This is a genomic window from Saccharomonospora cyanea NA-134 (assembly GCF_000244975.1).
In the GTDB taxonomy this organism is placed as follows: Bacteria; Actinomycetota; Actinomycetes; order Mycobacteriales; family Pseudonocardiaceae; genus Saccharomonospora; species Saccharomonospora cyanea.
On record NZ_CM001440.1, the window covers coordinates 1,068,671 to 1,082,070 of the forward strand.

14 protein-coding genes are annotated in these 13,400 nt (G+C 71.4%); 10 read left to right on the top strand and 4 right to left on the bottom strand.

Going from position 1 to position 13,400, the window contains the following annotated elements; all coding sequences use genetic code 11:
* The first annotated feature begins 52 nt into the window (after positions 1-52).
* The 3 genes from SACCYDRAFT_RS05185 (at position 53) to SACCYDRAFT_RS05195 (ending at position 2,531) form a co-directional block, all read left to right on the top strand.
* Complete coding sequence (locus SACCYDRAFT_RS05185) at positions 53-760, top strand: lysophospholipid acyltransferase family protein (RefSeq protein WP_005454255.1); 708 nt, start codon at positions 53-55, stop codon at positions 758-760.
* A 2-nt stretch (positions 761-762) separates the two neighbouring features.
* The gene (locus SACCYDRAFT_RS05190) at positions 763-1,773 is read left to right on the top strand and encodes an NAD(P)H-dependent glycerol-3-phosphate dehydrogenase (protein WP_005454258.1); all 1,011 of its coding nucleotides are present in this window, start codon (positions 763-765) and stop codon (positions 1,771-1,773) included.
* Between the two features lie 263 nt (positions 1,774-2,036).
* Positions 2,037-2,531, top strand: a complete 495-nt coding sequence (locus tag SACCYDRAFT_RS05195; protein ID WP_005454260.1) for a cysteine dioxygenase — start codon at positions 2,037-2,039, stop codon at positions 2,529-2,531.
* Here the strand turns inward: SACCYDRAFT_RS05195 and SACCYDRAFT_RS05200 are convergent.
* The gene (locus SACCYDRAFT_RS05200) at positions 2,450-3,148 is read right to left on the bottom strand and encodes a pyridoxamine 5'-phosphate oxidase family protein (protein ID WP_005454262.1); all 699 of its coding nucleotides are present in this window, start codon (positions 3,146-3,148) and stop codon (positions 2,450-2,452) included. The genes SACCYDRAFT_RS05195 and SACCYDRAFT_RS05200 overlap by 82 nt on opposite strands.
* Before the next feature lie 82 nt (positions 3,149-3,230).
* Between SACCYDRAFT_RS05200 and pdxR the strand changes: the two genes are divergently transcribed.
* Positions 3,231-4,616 carry a MocR-like pyridoxine biosynthesis transcription factor PdxR gene (gene pdxR / locus SACCYDRAFT_RS05205; protein WP_005454264.1) on the top strand — a complete coding sequence of 462 codons (1,386 nt, stop codon included), beginning with the start codon at positions 3,231-3,233 and terminating at the stop codon, positions 4,614-4,616.
* A gap of 10 nt (positions 4,617-4,626) precedes the next feature.
* The gene (locus SACCYDRAFT_RS05210; protein WP_005454265.1) at positions 4,627-5,724 is read left to right on the top strand and encodes a D-alanine--D-alanine ligase family protein; all 1,098 of its coding nucleotides are present in this window, start codon (positions 4,627-4,629) and stop codon (positions 5,722-5,724) included.
* A gap of 34 nt (positions 5,725-5,758) precedes the next feature.
* Here SACCYDRAFT_RS05210 and SACCYDRAFT_RS05215 read toward each other — a convergent pair whose 3' ends face one another.
* Together SACCYDRAFT_RS05215 and SACCYDRAFT_RS05220 are read right to left on the bottom strand one after the other, a co-directional pair.
* The gene (locus tag SACCYDRAFT_RS05215) at positions 5,759-6,325 is read right to left on the bottom strand and encodes a DUF3515 domain-containing protein (RefSeq protein ID WP_005454266.1); all 567 of its coding nucleotides are present in this window, start codon (positions 6,323-6,325) and stop codon (positions 5,759-5,761) included.
* A 16-nt stretch (positions 6,326-6,341) separates the two neighbouring features.
* Positions 6,342-6,575, bottom strand: coding sequence for an Lrp/AsnC ligand binding domain-containing protein (locus tag SACCYDRAFT_RS05220; protein WP_043537083.1), 234 nt, complete (start codon positions 6,573-6,575; stop codon positions 6,342-6,344).
* Positions 6,576-6,708: 133 nt separating this feature from the next.
* Between SACCYDRAFT_RS05220 and SACCYDRAFT_RS05225 the strand changes: the two genes are divergently transcribed.
* The 3 genes from SACCYDRAFT_RS05225 (at position 6,709) to SACCYDRAFT_RS05235 (ending at position 9,002) form a co-directional block, all read left to right on the top strand.
* Positions 6,709-7,677 (top strand): thiamine-phosphate kinase, encoded by a 969-nt coding sequence (locus SACCYDRAFT_RS05225; RefSeq protein WP_005454268.1) that lies wholly within the window; start codon positions 6,709-6,711, stop codon positions 7,675-7,677.
* 95 nt (positions 7,678-7,772) lie between these two features.
* Positions 7,773-8,243 carry a GNAT family N-acetyltransferase gene (locus SACCYDRAFT_RS05230; protein ID WP_005454269.1) on the top strand — a complete coding sequence of 157 codons (471 nt, stop codon included), beginning with the start codon at positions 7,773-7,775 and terminating at the stop codon, positions 8,241-8,243.
* 81 nt (positions 8,244-8,324) lie between these two features.
* Positions 8,325-9,002: a uracil-DNA glycosylase gene (locus SACCYDRAFT_RS05235; protein WP_005454270.1), complete on the top strand. Its 678-nt coding sequence runs from the start codon at positions 8,325-8,327 to the stop codon at positions 9,000-9,002.
* A gap of 68 nt (positions 9,003-9,070) precedes the next feature.
* On the opposite strand, the gene rpmB is transcribed toward SACCYDRAFT_RS05235, so the two are convergent.
* Positions 9,071-9,262: a 50S ribosomal protein L28 gene (gene rpmB, locus SACCYDRAFT_RS05240; RefSeq protein WP_005454271.1), complete on the bottom strand. Its 192-nt coding sequence runs from the start codon at positions 9,260-9,262 to the stop codon at positions 9,071-9,073.
* A 161-nt stretch (positions 9,263-9,423) separates the two neighbouring features.
* On the opposite strand from rpmB, the gene SACCYDRAFT_RS05245 reads away from it, so the two are divergent.
* Both SACCYDRAFT_RS05245 and recG read left to right on the top strand, forming a co-directional pair.
* Positions 9,424-11,049: a DAK2 domain-containing protein gene (locus tag SACCYDRAFT_RS05245; protein ID WP_005454273.1), complete on the top strand. Its 1,626-nt coding sequence runs from the start codon at positions 9,424-9,426 to the stop codon at positions 11,047-11,049.
* A 1-nt stretch (position 11,050) separates the two neighbouring features.
* The gene (gene recG, locus SACCYDRAFT_RS05250; protein WP_005454275.1) at positions 11,051-13,210 is read left to right on the top strand and encodes an ATP-dependent DNA helicase RecG; all 2,160 of its coding nucleotides are present in this window, start codon (positions 11,051-11,053) and stop codon (positions 13,208-13,210) included.
* Positions 13,211-13,400 lie beyond the last annotated feature (190 nt).

Sequence of the window (13,400 nt, forward strand, 5' to 3'; positions counted from 1 at the left end):
GATCGATCGGACACCCACGAGACGGTTCGGGAAGACCTCGGGAGGAACAGCCTTGGCAGAGCGCGAGAAGGGCGGTTTCTGGGTCGGTGCGGCCGCGGTCCTGTTCTACCCGCTGACCTGGATGGGCCGCAGCGTGTACCACAACGCCGACCGCATTCCGCGAAGCGGCCCCGTGCTGCTCGTGATGAACCACGTGTCGCATCTCGATCCCGCGGTGGACGCCGTGTTCGTGCACCGCAACAAGCGGGTGCCGCGGTTCATGGCCAAGGCCAGCCTGTTCCGGGTGCCGATCTTCGGCAAGATCCTCGGCGGTTCGGGCGGCATCCCCGTGTACCGGAACTCCAGCGACGCGGGCGACAGCCTGCGGGCCGCGCACCAGACCCTGCGCGAGGGAAAGGTGGTGCTCATCTATCCCGAGGGGACGATCACGAAGGACCCGCAGGGCTGGCCGAAACGCTCCTACACGGGTGTGGCGAGGCTCGCACTCGAGAACGACGTGCCCGTGATCCCCGTCGCGCGCTGGGGCACGCAGGACATCTGGAACGGCTACACGAAGAAGTTCCGCCCGTTTCCCCGCAAGACCGTGGTGCACTCCGTCGGTGAGCCCATCGACCTGTCGGCGTACCGCGAGAAGGAACGCAGCCAGTCGCTGCTGCGCGAGGTCACCGAACTGATCATGGGCCGGGTGCTGGAACAGCTCGTCGAGATCCGGGGTGAACAGCCCCCCTCGTCGTCGGTCGGTACGGAGGGACGCGGCTGACGATGGCGGTGCAGCGTGTGGCCGTGTTGGGTGCGGGCTCGTGGGGAACGACGTTCGCGAAGATCCTCGCGGACGCGGGGCGCGACGTGACGATGTGGGCCCGCAGGGCGGAGGTCGCCGAGGAGATCCGCGTCCGGCACACCAACTCGTCGTACCTGCCCGGCGTCAGGCTGCCCGACCGCGTCACCGCGACCGCCGATCCCGCGGCCGCGCTGGACGGTGCGCACGCGGTGGTGCTGGCGGTGCCGAGTCAGAGCCTGCGCGAGAACCTGACGGCGTGGCGGGAGCTGCTGCCCGAGGACGCGATCCTCGTCAGCCTCGCCAAGGGCGTGGAACTCGGCACGTTGAAACGCATGAGCGAGGTCGTCTCCGACGTCACCGGAGTGGAGCCGGGCGACGTGGTGGTGGTGTCCGGTCCCAACCTCGCCAAGGAGATCGCGCGGCAGCAGCCTGCCGCGGCGGTGCTGGCGTGTGCCGACCACGCGCGGGCCGTGGCGATCCAGGAGGCCAGCTTCAACTCGTACTTCCGCCCCTACACCAACACCGACGTCGTGGGCTGCGAGCTCGGTGGCGCGTGCAAGAACGTGATCGCGCTGAGCTGTGGTATGGCCGCGGGGCTGGGGTTCGGTGCCAACACGATGGCGACCCTGATCACCCGGGGGCTCGCCGAGACCGCCCGTCTCGGCTCGGCGCTCGGCGCGGACCCGCTCACCTTCGCCGGCCTCGCCGGTGTCGGAGACCTCGTGGCGACGTGCTCGTCACCGCTGTCGCGCAACCGGACGTTCGGTGAGCGCATCGGGCGCGGCGAGACGATGGAGGCGGCCAGGGCGGCGCAGGGCGGCCAGGTGGCCGAGGGCGTGAGTTCCTGCCGTTCGATCCGCGAACTGGCCGACCGGCTCGCCGTCGACATGCCCATCACCGACGCCATGTACCGCGTCTGTCACGAGGGTGTCGATCCGGCCACGGTGGGCGCGGAGCTGCTGGGCCGCAGGCAGAAGCACGAGTGGTCGTGACGTTCTCGCGCGCGTTGTCAAGCCGGTCCGTGAGCCGGTATCGGGTTTGACGTCCGCGCGCGGGTCTGCTTGCCTTGGGGCATGTCGGTTCTCGGTGCGTCGGACCCCGCTCCGCGGTGTGGTCGTGTGTCGCGCACCCTGCCGGGCTGTTGTCGCTGTTGCCGGTGACCACGCGCCGCGCCTGAGACGGGCGCTCGAGGCGCGAGCCGTTCCAACCCGACCGTCCTCCTGTTTTCCCCACACCGTTTCGAGGTCTTCTTCGCATGTTCGCCGTGCCCGAGAACACGATCGCACTTCCTCCCGCGGACCTGCTGTCCCGCCATCCGGTGCGGACGGCCCGCGAGTTCGCCGCCGAACGGGGCCGGTGGCGCAACCTGTTGCGCTACGACCCCGACGAGCGGTTCGCCGTACTGCTCGACACCGTCGGTGACCACGAGGTGTGGCTGCTGAGCTGGCTTCCCGGCCAGAACACCGGACTGCACGACCACGGTGCCACCACGGGAGCGTTGACCGTGGTGAGCGGGCGGCTCGTGGAGGAGGTGCACCGAGACCCCGGTGTGTCGCCGGACGGCCCCGAGAGGCACGTGGTGGAGGCGGGGCAGTCGCGGGTCTTCGGGCCCGGCTACTCCCACCACGTGTCCAATCCGGGGCCCGACCCGGCGATCAGCGTGCACGTCTACCAGGACGGGGGCCGGACCGTGCGGCCCGTGGTGCGGGCGGAGACGTGCTCGGGAACGGCGACCCCTTCCGGCACGTAGTCCGCCGTGACGGGGGTGCCGAAGGTGGTGTGCACGGGAAGGACACCCGCCCACGTGGTGTGGGCGTCGCGGTCGGCGTCGTCGAGTGAGGGATCACCGGTGCGGATCTTCACCGACGCCTCGCCGAGGTCGAGCGCGAGCACGTGTGTGGCGGCCAGCTCCTTGCGGTCGGGAGTGCGGGCGTAGTCCCACGACCCGGGGCTGAGGTGTTCGCTGAGCACGCGCAGGGCGTGGGTCTTCCGTTCCTCACCGGTCACGGGGGCGGCGCGGCCGTGGATCACCGCGCTGCGGTAGTTCATCGAATGGTCGCTCAGCGATCGCGCGTAGACGATGCCGTCGAGGACCGAGACGGCCACGCAGAGGTCGGCGCCGTCCACGGCGGCGCGCACGTTTCCCGATCCGGTGGAACCGTGCAGGTACAGTGTGTCGCCGTCGCGGCCGTGGGCGGTGGGCAGCACGACGGGTGAGCCGTTCAGGACGAGCCCCACGTGGCAGAGCAGCGCCGAGTCCAGGACGTCGTACAGGGCGTCGCGGTCGCTCGCGTAGCGCTGGGGCTTGCGGGTCGGCGTGCTGCGCGGGGTGGGGGACAACGGCGGCCGGGTGGGTGAAGCGGTCATGCACCTCATCGTTCGACGTGACAGTGGCATGATGGAATAGCCAATGTTCCGGTGCTTCAAGATGCCACTTCGGGGAGGTCCCGTGGTCCACGGTGACACCGCCCTGCCGGTGACGCTCGACCGCGACTCGGGGGTGCCGCTGGCGGTCCAGCTCGCCGACGCGTTGCGGGAGGCCGCCTCCGGCGGGCACCTCCGGGGTGGTGACCGGTTGCCGTCCACGCGGGCTCTGGCGGCCAGTCTCGGGGTCAGCAGGACCGTCACCTCGGCCGCGTACGAGCAGCTGCACGCCGAGGGCTGGATCGTGGGCAGGCACGGCTCCGGCACCTACGTGACCACGTCCCCGCCCGCGCCGGTGTCCCGCCACCGCACCGTGGTGGGTCCCGACCACGCGCCGTCGCCGGGCCTCGTGGCCCTGCTGCCGGGAATCCCGTGGGCCGACGGGATCGACAGGGCCGCGTGGCGGCGGGCCTGGCGCGCGGCGGCGGACACCCCGCCGCTTCTGGTGTCCGAACGCGCCGGACTCGTCGGGTACCGGGCCGCCATCGCCGAGCACCTGCTGCGGCATCGGGGACTCGACGTGGCACCGAACTCCCTGCTCGCCACCGCGGGCACCACCGCGGCCGTCGTCGAGCTCGCCGCGGCGTTGCTTCGTCCTGGTGACCTCGTGGGAGTGGAGGAACCCGGCTATCAGCGGGCCGTGGAGGCGTTTCGCCGCGCGGGTGTCCGCGTCGCGCCCGTGGCGGTCGACCCGGAGGGGCTGCGGCCGGACGCGATCCCCGAGGGGGTGCGCGCCGTCTACTGCTCACCCGCCCACCAGTACCCGCTCGGCAGCCGCATGAGCGCGTCCCGCCGGGTCGAACTCGTCGAACGCGCCCGCGCCGACGGTTTCCTCGTCATCGAGGACGACTACGACGGCGAACTGCGCTACGACGTCGCACCGCTGCCGGTGCTCGCCGCACTCGCCCCCGACGTCGTCGTCCACCTCGGTACCACCAGCAAGATCCTCACCCCCACCCTCGGGGCGGGCTGGATGGTGGCCCCACCCGGCGTCACCGCCGCAGTGCTCGCCTACCGTGACGACGCGGGCACCCGGGCCTCTCCCGCGGGGCAGCAGGTGTTCGTGGAACTCGCCCGGCACGGTGACCTCGGACGGCACCTGCGCAGGCTACGTAGAGAGCTGTCCGAACGACGCTCCATGCTCGTCACCGCGTTGCGGGACGCCGGTGTGCCCGTGCTCGGTGACGACGCCGGTGCGCACCTCGTGGTGCCGCTCGATTCCGCGGACGAGGAACGGCGGCGGCTGGCGCTCGGTCGCGAACGCGGACTGCTGCTCGACGGATTGGCGCGGCACTTCGCGGGCACTCCCACCACTGCGGGCCTCGCCGTCGGATACGCGGGTTGCTCGCGTGAGACGCTGCGAGACGTTCTCGGGGTGCTCGTCGACGTGCTCCGACCGACCCGAAGGTAGGGTGCCGCCCATGAGTAGCCGCAAGACCCGAGTGGCCGTCGTCTTCGGCGGTCGAAGCACCGAGCACACCATTTCCTGTGTGTCGGCGGGCAGCATCCTGGCGAACCTCGATCCCGACCGGTTCGAGATCGTTCCCATCGGCGTCACCCGGGCCGGTGGTTGGGTGCTCGGTACGAGCGACCCCGAGACGCTGCGCATCAGGGGCAGGGAACTGCCCGCCGTCGAGGACGGAAAAGCTCTGGTGCTGGCGCCAGACCCCACGACGGGCGGTGTCGTGAGCCTCGCCCCCGGCGAGCGCGCCGAGGTCCTGTCCGCGGTGGATGTGGTGTTCCCCGTGCTGCACGGGGCTTTCGGCGAGGACGGCACCATCCAGGGGCTGCTCGAACTGGCCGACCTGCCGTACGTCGGTGCGGGCGTGTTCGCCAGCGCGGCGGCGATGGACAAGGAGTACGCCAAGAAGCTGCTCGCGGCCGAGGGACTGGAGGTCGGCCGCTACGCCGTCGTCCGACGGGGGCAGCAGACCCTGCCCGCCGAGGAGCGTGAGCGCCTCGGCCTGCCGGTGTTCGTCAAACCCGCTCGCGCCGGGTCGTCCATCGGCATCTCGCGCGTCACCGACTGGGCACGACTGGACGCCGCCATCGCGCTCGCCCGCGAGACCGACCCCAAGGTGCTCGTCGAGGCCGAGACCGTCGGGCGGGAGATCGAGTGCGGGGTGCTGGAGTTCCCCGACGGCCGTGTCGAGGCGTCGCTGCCCGCCGAGGTCCGGGTGCTGTCGGACGACACCGACGCCTGGTACGACTTCGAGACCAAGTACCTCGGCGAGGACGCCGAACTCGACATCCCCGCGAAACTCGACGACACGGTCACCGAGCGGCTGCGGGAGGCCGCCGTGCGCGCGTTCGGCGCACTCGACTGCCAGGGTCTCGCCAGGGTGGACTTCTTCGTCGGCGCGGACGGCACGCTGACCGTCAACGAGGTCAACACGATGCCCGGCTTCACCGCCACCTCGGCCTACCCGAAGATGTGGGAGGTCACCGGCATCGACTACCCGACGTTGCTGACCACCCTCATCGAGACCGCGCTCGCCCGCGGAACGGGACTGCGCTGACCGCAGGCGGCGCCTGCCGTCCCGCCGGGTTCGCTCAGTCGAAGTCGAGCGGTACGGCGGGCAGCGCGCCGGAGATCGTCTCGGAGAGCTGTTGCAGCGGCCCCGTGCCCGCGGTGGCGGGCACCGTCAGCGCGACGTAGACGTCGCGGTCGACCACGTACCACGTCGTGCTGCCCTCGCCGGGAACGGGAAGCCACCGCACCTCGTCGATCGACCGCAGCGTCGACGACCGCGTCAGCTCCGGTGGCCGGTCCAGGCCGCACCGCAGCACGACGGGATCGTCGTTCCCCCACGCGAGCGTGGCGGGTGGTGCGGGTTCGGCGAGTTCCCGGCGGGCGAGCCGCTCACCGGAGGACTCCAGCTCGCGTGGCGCGGCCTCGACGAGACTCGCGCATTCGGACGAGCCTGCCTCGGGCGCGGGAATGGAGACGAGCGGAAGTGGGCCGGGGGTGTCCGGCGTGTCCCCGCCGGAGGCGTCGCGGGTGGAGTCGCCGGACGACAGGACGAACCCCAGCACGGCGACGGTCACGGCCAGCGCCGAGGCCAGCACCGCGGCGAGGACGACGAGGCTCCGGGGCGGAGCACCGGTTTCGCTCACCACTCCACTACAGCACAGCTCACAGGTGCACCACGGGGCAGGTGAGGGTGCGCGTGATGCCTTCCACGTTCTGCACGCGGGCGACCACGAGCTGACCGAGCTCGTCGACGTTGTCGGCTTGTGCACGCACGATGACGTCGTACGGTCCCGTGACGTCCTCCGACGTGGTGACACCGGGGATACCGGCGATCTCGGCCGCCACGGCGGCGGCCTTGCCGACCTCGGTCTGGATGAGGATGTATGCGTGAACCACGGCGCTGTTCCCCTTCATGTCCGGCGGTGACGCGTCAAGGTAGGAATGTAGGCAGCAACGTACCGCAGACCTGCGACGATCGGGCGTCCGTCAGTCGAGGTTTCCGCGGGAAACGCAACAACCGGAGGTACGTGTGGGAGACAGTCCCGCGTCCGGGGCGGACACCGTCGCGGCGATCGGTGAGTTCGGGCTGATCCGCCGGGTGACGGAGGGCACGCCGCAGCCGTCGACGACCCTGCTCGGGCCAGGTGACGACGCCGCCGTCGTGGCCGCGCCCGACGGGCGGGTGGTCGTCACCACCGACGCCCTCGTGGAGGGCGTGCACTTCCGGTTGGACTGGTCCACGCCCACCCAGGTGGGACGCAAGGCCGTGGCCGTGAACCTCGCCGACATCGCCGCGATGGGCGCCGTACCCACGTCGGTCGTCGTCGCCCTGGCCTGCCCCGGCGACACACCCGCGGCCGTGGTGACCGAGCTGCTGGAGGGCATGGCCGCCGAGGCCCGGCGCGTCCACGTCGGCGTGGTGGGCGGGGACATGGTGCGCGCGGACAACATGGTGGTCAGCGTCACCGCGCTCGGCGACCTCGGAGGCCGTCCACCGGTCACACGCTCGGGGGCGAGCCCCGGTGACATCGTGGCCGTGTGCGGGCGGCTCGGTTGGGCCGCGGCCGGGCTCGCCGTGCTGGGCCGGGGGTTCCGCTCGCCCGTGAGCGTGGTGAACGCCCAGCGCTGCCCCGACCCGCCGTACGCGGCGGGCCCCGCGGCGGCACTCGCGGGGGCGACGTCGATGATCGACGTTTCGGACGGGCTGCTGGCGGACCTCGGGCACCTCGCCGAGTCCTCCGGGGTGGGGATCGACGTGCAGACCGACCGGCTCACCGTGGCCGAGCGGCTGGTGGACGTGGGCGCCGCGCTCGGAGCGGACCCGATGCACTGGGTGCTCACCGGGGGAGAGGACCACGCGCTCGCCGCCACGTTCCGGTCGCTGTCCGACCTGCCCGAGGGCTGGTGCCCGATCGGGTCGGTCGTCACGTCCGAGGTCGGTGTCACCGTGGACGGTCTCCCGTACGAACGCGAGGCCGGCTGGCAGCACTGGACCTGAGGTCGCGTGAGTGGTCGCCGGCCAGGTGGCCGCCATACTGGAGCCCGAGCCATCCCAGCGGCAACGGCGCCGGACGAGTGTGTGAGGAGAACCCAGTGGACATCCGTACGGTGCCGTTCGACCACCCCGACGCGGTCAAGCTCATCGACGCCATCCAGCAGGAGTACGTCACCCGCTACGGCGATCCGGACGTCACTCCCGTGGATCCCGCGGAGTTCGCCCCGCCCGTGGGCCTGTTTCTCGTCGGCTACGTCGACGGCGTGCCCGCCGTGTGTGGCGGGTGGCGCGCGCACGACGTCGCGGAGCCGCCGCTTTCCTCGGGTGACGCGGAGCTGAAGCGGTTGTACGTGGTGCCCACCCTGCGTGGCCGGGGTCTGGCCCGGACGATGCTCGCCGAGCTGGAGCGCTCGGCCGCCGAGGCGGGCCGGACGCGGATGGTGCTGGAGACGGGAACCAAGCAGCCCGAGGCCATCTCGCTGTACCGTTCCTCCGGCTACGAGGACATGCCCGGATTCGGTGTCTACGCGGGCGACGAGCTGAGCCTCTGCCTGGCGAAACCCCTCTGACGTCGTGTGCGCGGCCTACGCACGCGTGTTCGCACTTCCCGTACGCTTCGTGGTCACCCCACTGGACTAAGCTGCCGTGTCGTGACCGCACGACCACTGCACGAGATCATGGACCCCGGTTGGGCGAAGGCGCTGGAGCCGGTCGCCGACCGGATCGCCGAGATGGGGGAGTTCCTGCGCGCCGAAGTCGCGGCGGGACGGACGTACCTGCCCTCCGGCGACAACATCCTTCGCGCGTTCCGCCAGCCGTTCGACGAGGTGCGAGTGCTGATCGTCGGTCAGGACCCGTATCCCACGCCGGGACACGCGATCGGGTTGTCCTTCGCCGTGGCGCCGGACGTCCGACCGCTGCCGAAGAGCCTCGTCAACATCTATCGCGAGTACTGCGACGACCTCGGTCACCCGCAACCGTCCAACGGCGACCTGACACCGTGGACGGAGCAGGGGGTCCTCCTGCTCAACAGGGCGCTCACCGTGCGCCCCGGCAAGCCGAACTCCCACCAGGGCAAGGGTTGGGAGGAGATCACCGAGCGGGCGATCGTGGCGCTGGCCGAGCGCGACGTGCCGCTCGTGGCGATCCTCTGGGGCAGCAACGCACGCAAGCTCAAGCCGTTGCTCGGACCGGTGCCGTGTGTGGAGTCGGTGCACCCCAGCCCGCTGTCCGCCCGCAACGGGTTCTTCGGTTCGCGGCCGTTCAGCCGCGCCAACGCGCTGCTCGAACAGCAGGGTGCGAAGCCCATCGACTGGAAGTTGCCGTAAGCCCGCCGAGACGACGAACGGCTCGGCGACCTTCCGGTCACCGAGCCGTTCGTCCGGGAAAGCTGGCTTCAGGCCCGAACGACCTTGCCCGCCTTGATGCAGGAGGTGCACACGTTCAGGCGCTTCTTCTGGGAAAGCCCGACCCTGGCGTGCACGGTCTGGATGTTCGGGTTCCACCGGCGGTTGGTGCGCCGGTGAGAGTGTGAGACCGACTTGCCGAAGCCCGGCCCCTTGCCACAGACGTCGCACACGGCAGCCACGTCGAACACTCCTCGAAAGATCGGTAAACGAACCACCCGGCGGTACCGGGCAACTCGAACAGGGTAACCGGTGCGTCCGTCCCCGGCTCATCGGGGTCGTTACCCTCGCTTCTGGCATGCCTCGGCACCAGCCTCGACACCGGCTACGGAGGATGACGCGGATGCGGCCCTCGGACGTTCTGGACGCGGACGCGGTACGGCAGTGGGTCGACGTCTGCGTGCGTGACCTGCGCGCGTTGCGGGCCGAGATCGACGGCATCAACGTCTACCCGGTGGCCGACTCCGACACGGGCTCGAACCTGCTGCACACGATCACCGCCGCGAGGGACGCTCTGTCGGGGAGGGACGTTCCGGACGCGGGAGCGGCACTGACCACCGCGGCCGACGCGGCGGTGCGGGCGGCGAAGGGGAACTCCGGCATCATCCTGTCGCAGGTACTGCGCGGTATGGCGTCCTCGGCGGCCGGGTCCGATGCGCTCGACGGCGCCGCCCTCGCCGCCGCGCTGCGTTCGGCCGACTCCGCCGCGACGAGCGCCGTGGCGCGCCCCGTGGCGGGCACGATGCTGAGCGTGCTGCACGCCGTTTCCACGGCACTCGACGACCGCGACGGGGACACCGCCTCCGGGGTGGCCGTGCTGGCCGCCAAGACTGCGGCCGAGGCTCTTGCGAACACTCCGAACCAGTTGGCCGCGCTCGCGGTGGCCGGAGTGGTGGACGCGGGTGGGCGCGGGCTGGTGGCCGTGCTCGACGCTCTCGTGGAGACGCTCACGGGCGTGCGGACGCCGGTGCCCGCCCGCACCACACCCCACGCACGCGCCGGCGAGGAGCCGTCACCGCGCGCGTGGGAGGTGATGTACCTGCTCACCGTTCCCGACGGCGGCGGGAACGGTACGGACACGGCCGGCGGGCTGCCCGCGCTGCGCAGGGCCCTGTCGGCGCTCGGCGACAGCGTCACGGTGGCGGAGGCGGGCGAGCGTGAGTACGCGATCCACGTGCACTGCGCCGACATCGGAGCGGCGCTGGAGGCCGGACTCGACCACGGCAGGCCCCACCGCGTGCGCGTGGAACCGCTGCTGACGCCCGGGCCTGCCGAACCCGCGGTCGCGGCGGCCGACCGGGCGGTGGTGGCCGTGGTGCGGGGCGAGGCGTTGGCCGACCTCGTCGGGGGTGAGGGCACCCCGGTGCTCGTGGTCGACGCGGACGGCGAGCCGACCACCGAGGACCTCCTCACGCTCGTGACCGGTACGGCGGCCACCCACGTCACCGTGCTGGCGGGCGGTGTGCGGCTGACCGCGGCCGCCGAGCGCATCACCGGGCACCCCATGCTGGAGGACCGGGACGTGGTGGTGGTGCCGTGTGCCTCGCCGGTGCAGGTGCTGGCGGCACTCGCCGTCCACGACCCCGGACGCAGGGCGGGCGCCGACGTCGTCGCCATGGCCGAGGCCGCGGCGGCCACCCGCCGGGGCGAGGTGGTGGTGGCCGCCGAGGACGCCATCACGTGGGTCGGCAGGGTCGCCGCGGGCGACGTCGTGGGGTTCATCGACGGCGAGGTGGTGCTCATCGAGTCCGGCGACGCCGGACGGCGGGTCGAACGCGCCGCGACCGGCGTGCTCGACCGCATGCTCGCGGTGGGCGGGGAGCTGGTCACCGTCCTGGTGGGTGACGGCGCGCCCGACGGCGTCGCGGACGTGTTGGCCGAACACCTGCGCGCCGAGCGGCCCGACGTCGAACTGGTGTGCTATCCCGGTGGGCAGACCGATGCGGTGCTGCTGATGGGTGTGGAGTGACATGGCGGTGTTGGCGGACCGGCTCACGGACGTCGTGGGCGCACGGACGGCGGATGCACTGGCATCCGCGCTCGACCTGCACACCGTCGGAGACCTGCTGCGGCACTATCCGCGTCGCTACGCCCAGCGTGGCGAGCTCACCGACATCGCGGGCCTGGAGATCGGCGAACACGTCACCGTGCTCGCGCGTGTCGAGAGCACCACGAAGAAACCCATGCGCACTCGCAAGGGTTCCATCCTGGAGGTGACCATCACCGACGGCCTGCGCAGGCTGTCGTGCGCGTTCTTCGGCAACCAGACGTGGCGGGAACGTGAGCTGCGACCCGGCAGGACGGGGTTGTTCGCGGGCAAGGTCACCGCGTTCCGCCGCTCGCTGCAGCTCGCCAACCCCGAGTACGAGCTGATCGAGTCCGACTCGGACGACGGGCTGTCGACGGTGGACGACTTCCTCTCGCGGATCATCCCGGTGTACCCCGCGGCGCAGGGGCTGCCGTCGTGGCGGATCTCCAAGGCCGTGCACCAGACGTTGGAGATGCTCGACCGCGAACCCGACCCGCTGCCGGAGTGGCTTCGCCGCGAACACGGCCTCGTCACGCTGTTCGAGGCACTGCACGCCATCCACCGGCCTCACAGCGACGCCGACCTGCACGGCGCTCGCACACGACTCAAGTGGGACGAGGCGTTGGCGGTGCAGCTCGTGTTGGCACGGCGGCGGCAGTCCACCGGGGGCAGGGCCGCGCCCGCGTGCCCACCGAAGCCGGGCGGCATCGCCGAGGCGTTCGACGAGCGGTTGCCGTTCCGGCTCACCGAGGGACAGCGCGAGGTCGGGGAGGCCGTCAGCGCCGACCTCGCGGGCGAGCACCCCATGAACCGCCTGTTGCAGGGCGAGGTCGGCAGCGGCAAGACCATCGTCGCGCTGCGGGCGATGTTGCAGGTCGTCGACGCGGGAAGGCAGGCGGCCCTGCTCGCCCCCACCGAGGTGCTCGCCGCCCAGCACGCGCGGTCGTTGCGGGAGTTGCTGGGCGACCTCGCGCAGGCGGGTGAACTCGGCGGCTCCGAGTGCGCCACGCGCGTCACGTTGCTCACGGGATCGCTGCCCGCGCGGCAGCGCAAACAGGCCCTGCTCGACGCGGCGAGCGGCGCGGCGGGCATCGTGGTGGGCACGCACGCGTTGCTCGGCGAGCACGTGTCGTTCGCCGACCTGGCCTTCGTGGTGATCGACGAGCAACACCGGTTCGGCGTCGAACAGCGCGACGCGTTGCGATCGCGGGCGGGCGAGGACATCAGCCCGCACGTGCTGGTGATGACCGCGACTCCCATCCCGAGGACGGTCGCCATGACCGTGTACGGCGACCTGGAGACGTCGTCGCTGCGGCAGCTTCCGTCCGGCCGCTCGCCGATCTCGACCACCGTGGTGCCCGCCGCCGAGAAACCCGCGTGGCTCGACAGGGCGTGGCAGCGGCTGCGCGAGGAGGTCGGCAAGGGACACCAGGCCTACGTCGTGTGTCCCCGCATCGGCGACGAACCGCCGTCGGACAAGACCGAACGTCCACCCATCGCCGTGCTCGACCTCGCGCCGGAGCTGGAGAACGGCCCGCTGGCGGGTCTGCGTGTCGGCGTCCTTCACGGGCGGCTGCCGGGTGACGAGAAGGACGCGGTGATGCGGGCCTTCGCCGCCGGTGAGCTCGACGTACTCGTCGCCACCACCGTGATCGAGGTCGGTGTCAACGTTCCCAACGCCACGTTGATGGTCATCATGGACGCCGACCGGTTCGGGGTCAGCCAGCTCCACCAACTCCGGGGCCGGGTCGGCCGGGGGTCCGTGCCGGGGCTGTGCCTGCTGGTCACCGAGGCGCTCGACGGGACGTCCGCCCGCGCGCGGCTCGCCGCCGTCGAGTCGACCACGGACGGGTTCGAGCTGTCGAAGCTGGACCTGGAGCTGCGCAGGGAGGGTGACATCCTCGGCGCCGCGCAGTCGGGCAAGCGCTCGGGGCTCAAGCTGCTGTCCCTGCTGCGTGACGAGGACGTCATCGCGCAGTCCCGCAGCGTGGCTCAGCGGGTGGTGTCGGCCGACCCGGAACTCGCCGACCATCCGGGTCTCGCCACGCTCGCGGCCGACACGATCGACGACGAACGCGCGGAGTACCTGGAGAAGACCTGACCCGAACGCCGTGTCCGCAGGTTGTGCACGCGTGTTCGCATCCCATGACGTGGAACGTGCGCCGGTTGCCGCATGAAGTACGGACACGCGTGCGTGAGGTGCGGACACGATGTTCGGGGGTACCCACCTCCCGTGTCCGATACCGGGCGCATGAGGCCCGTCACGGGCCGCTGATCTCCCTTTGAGCACG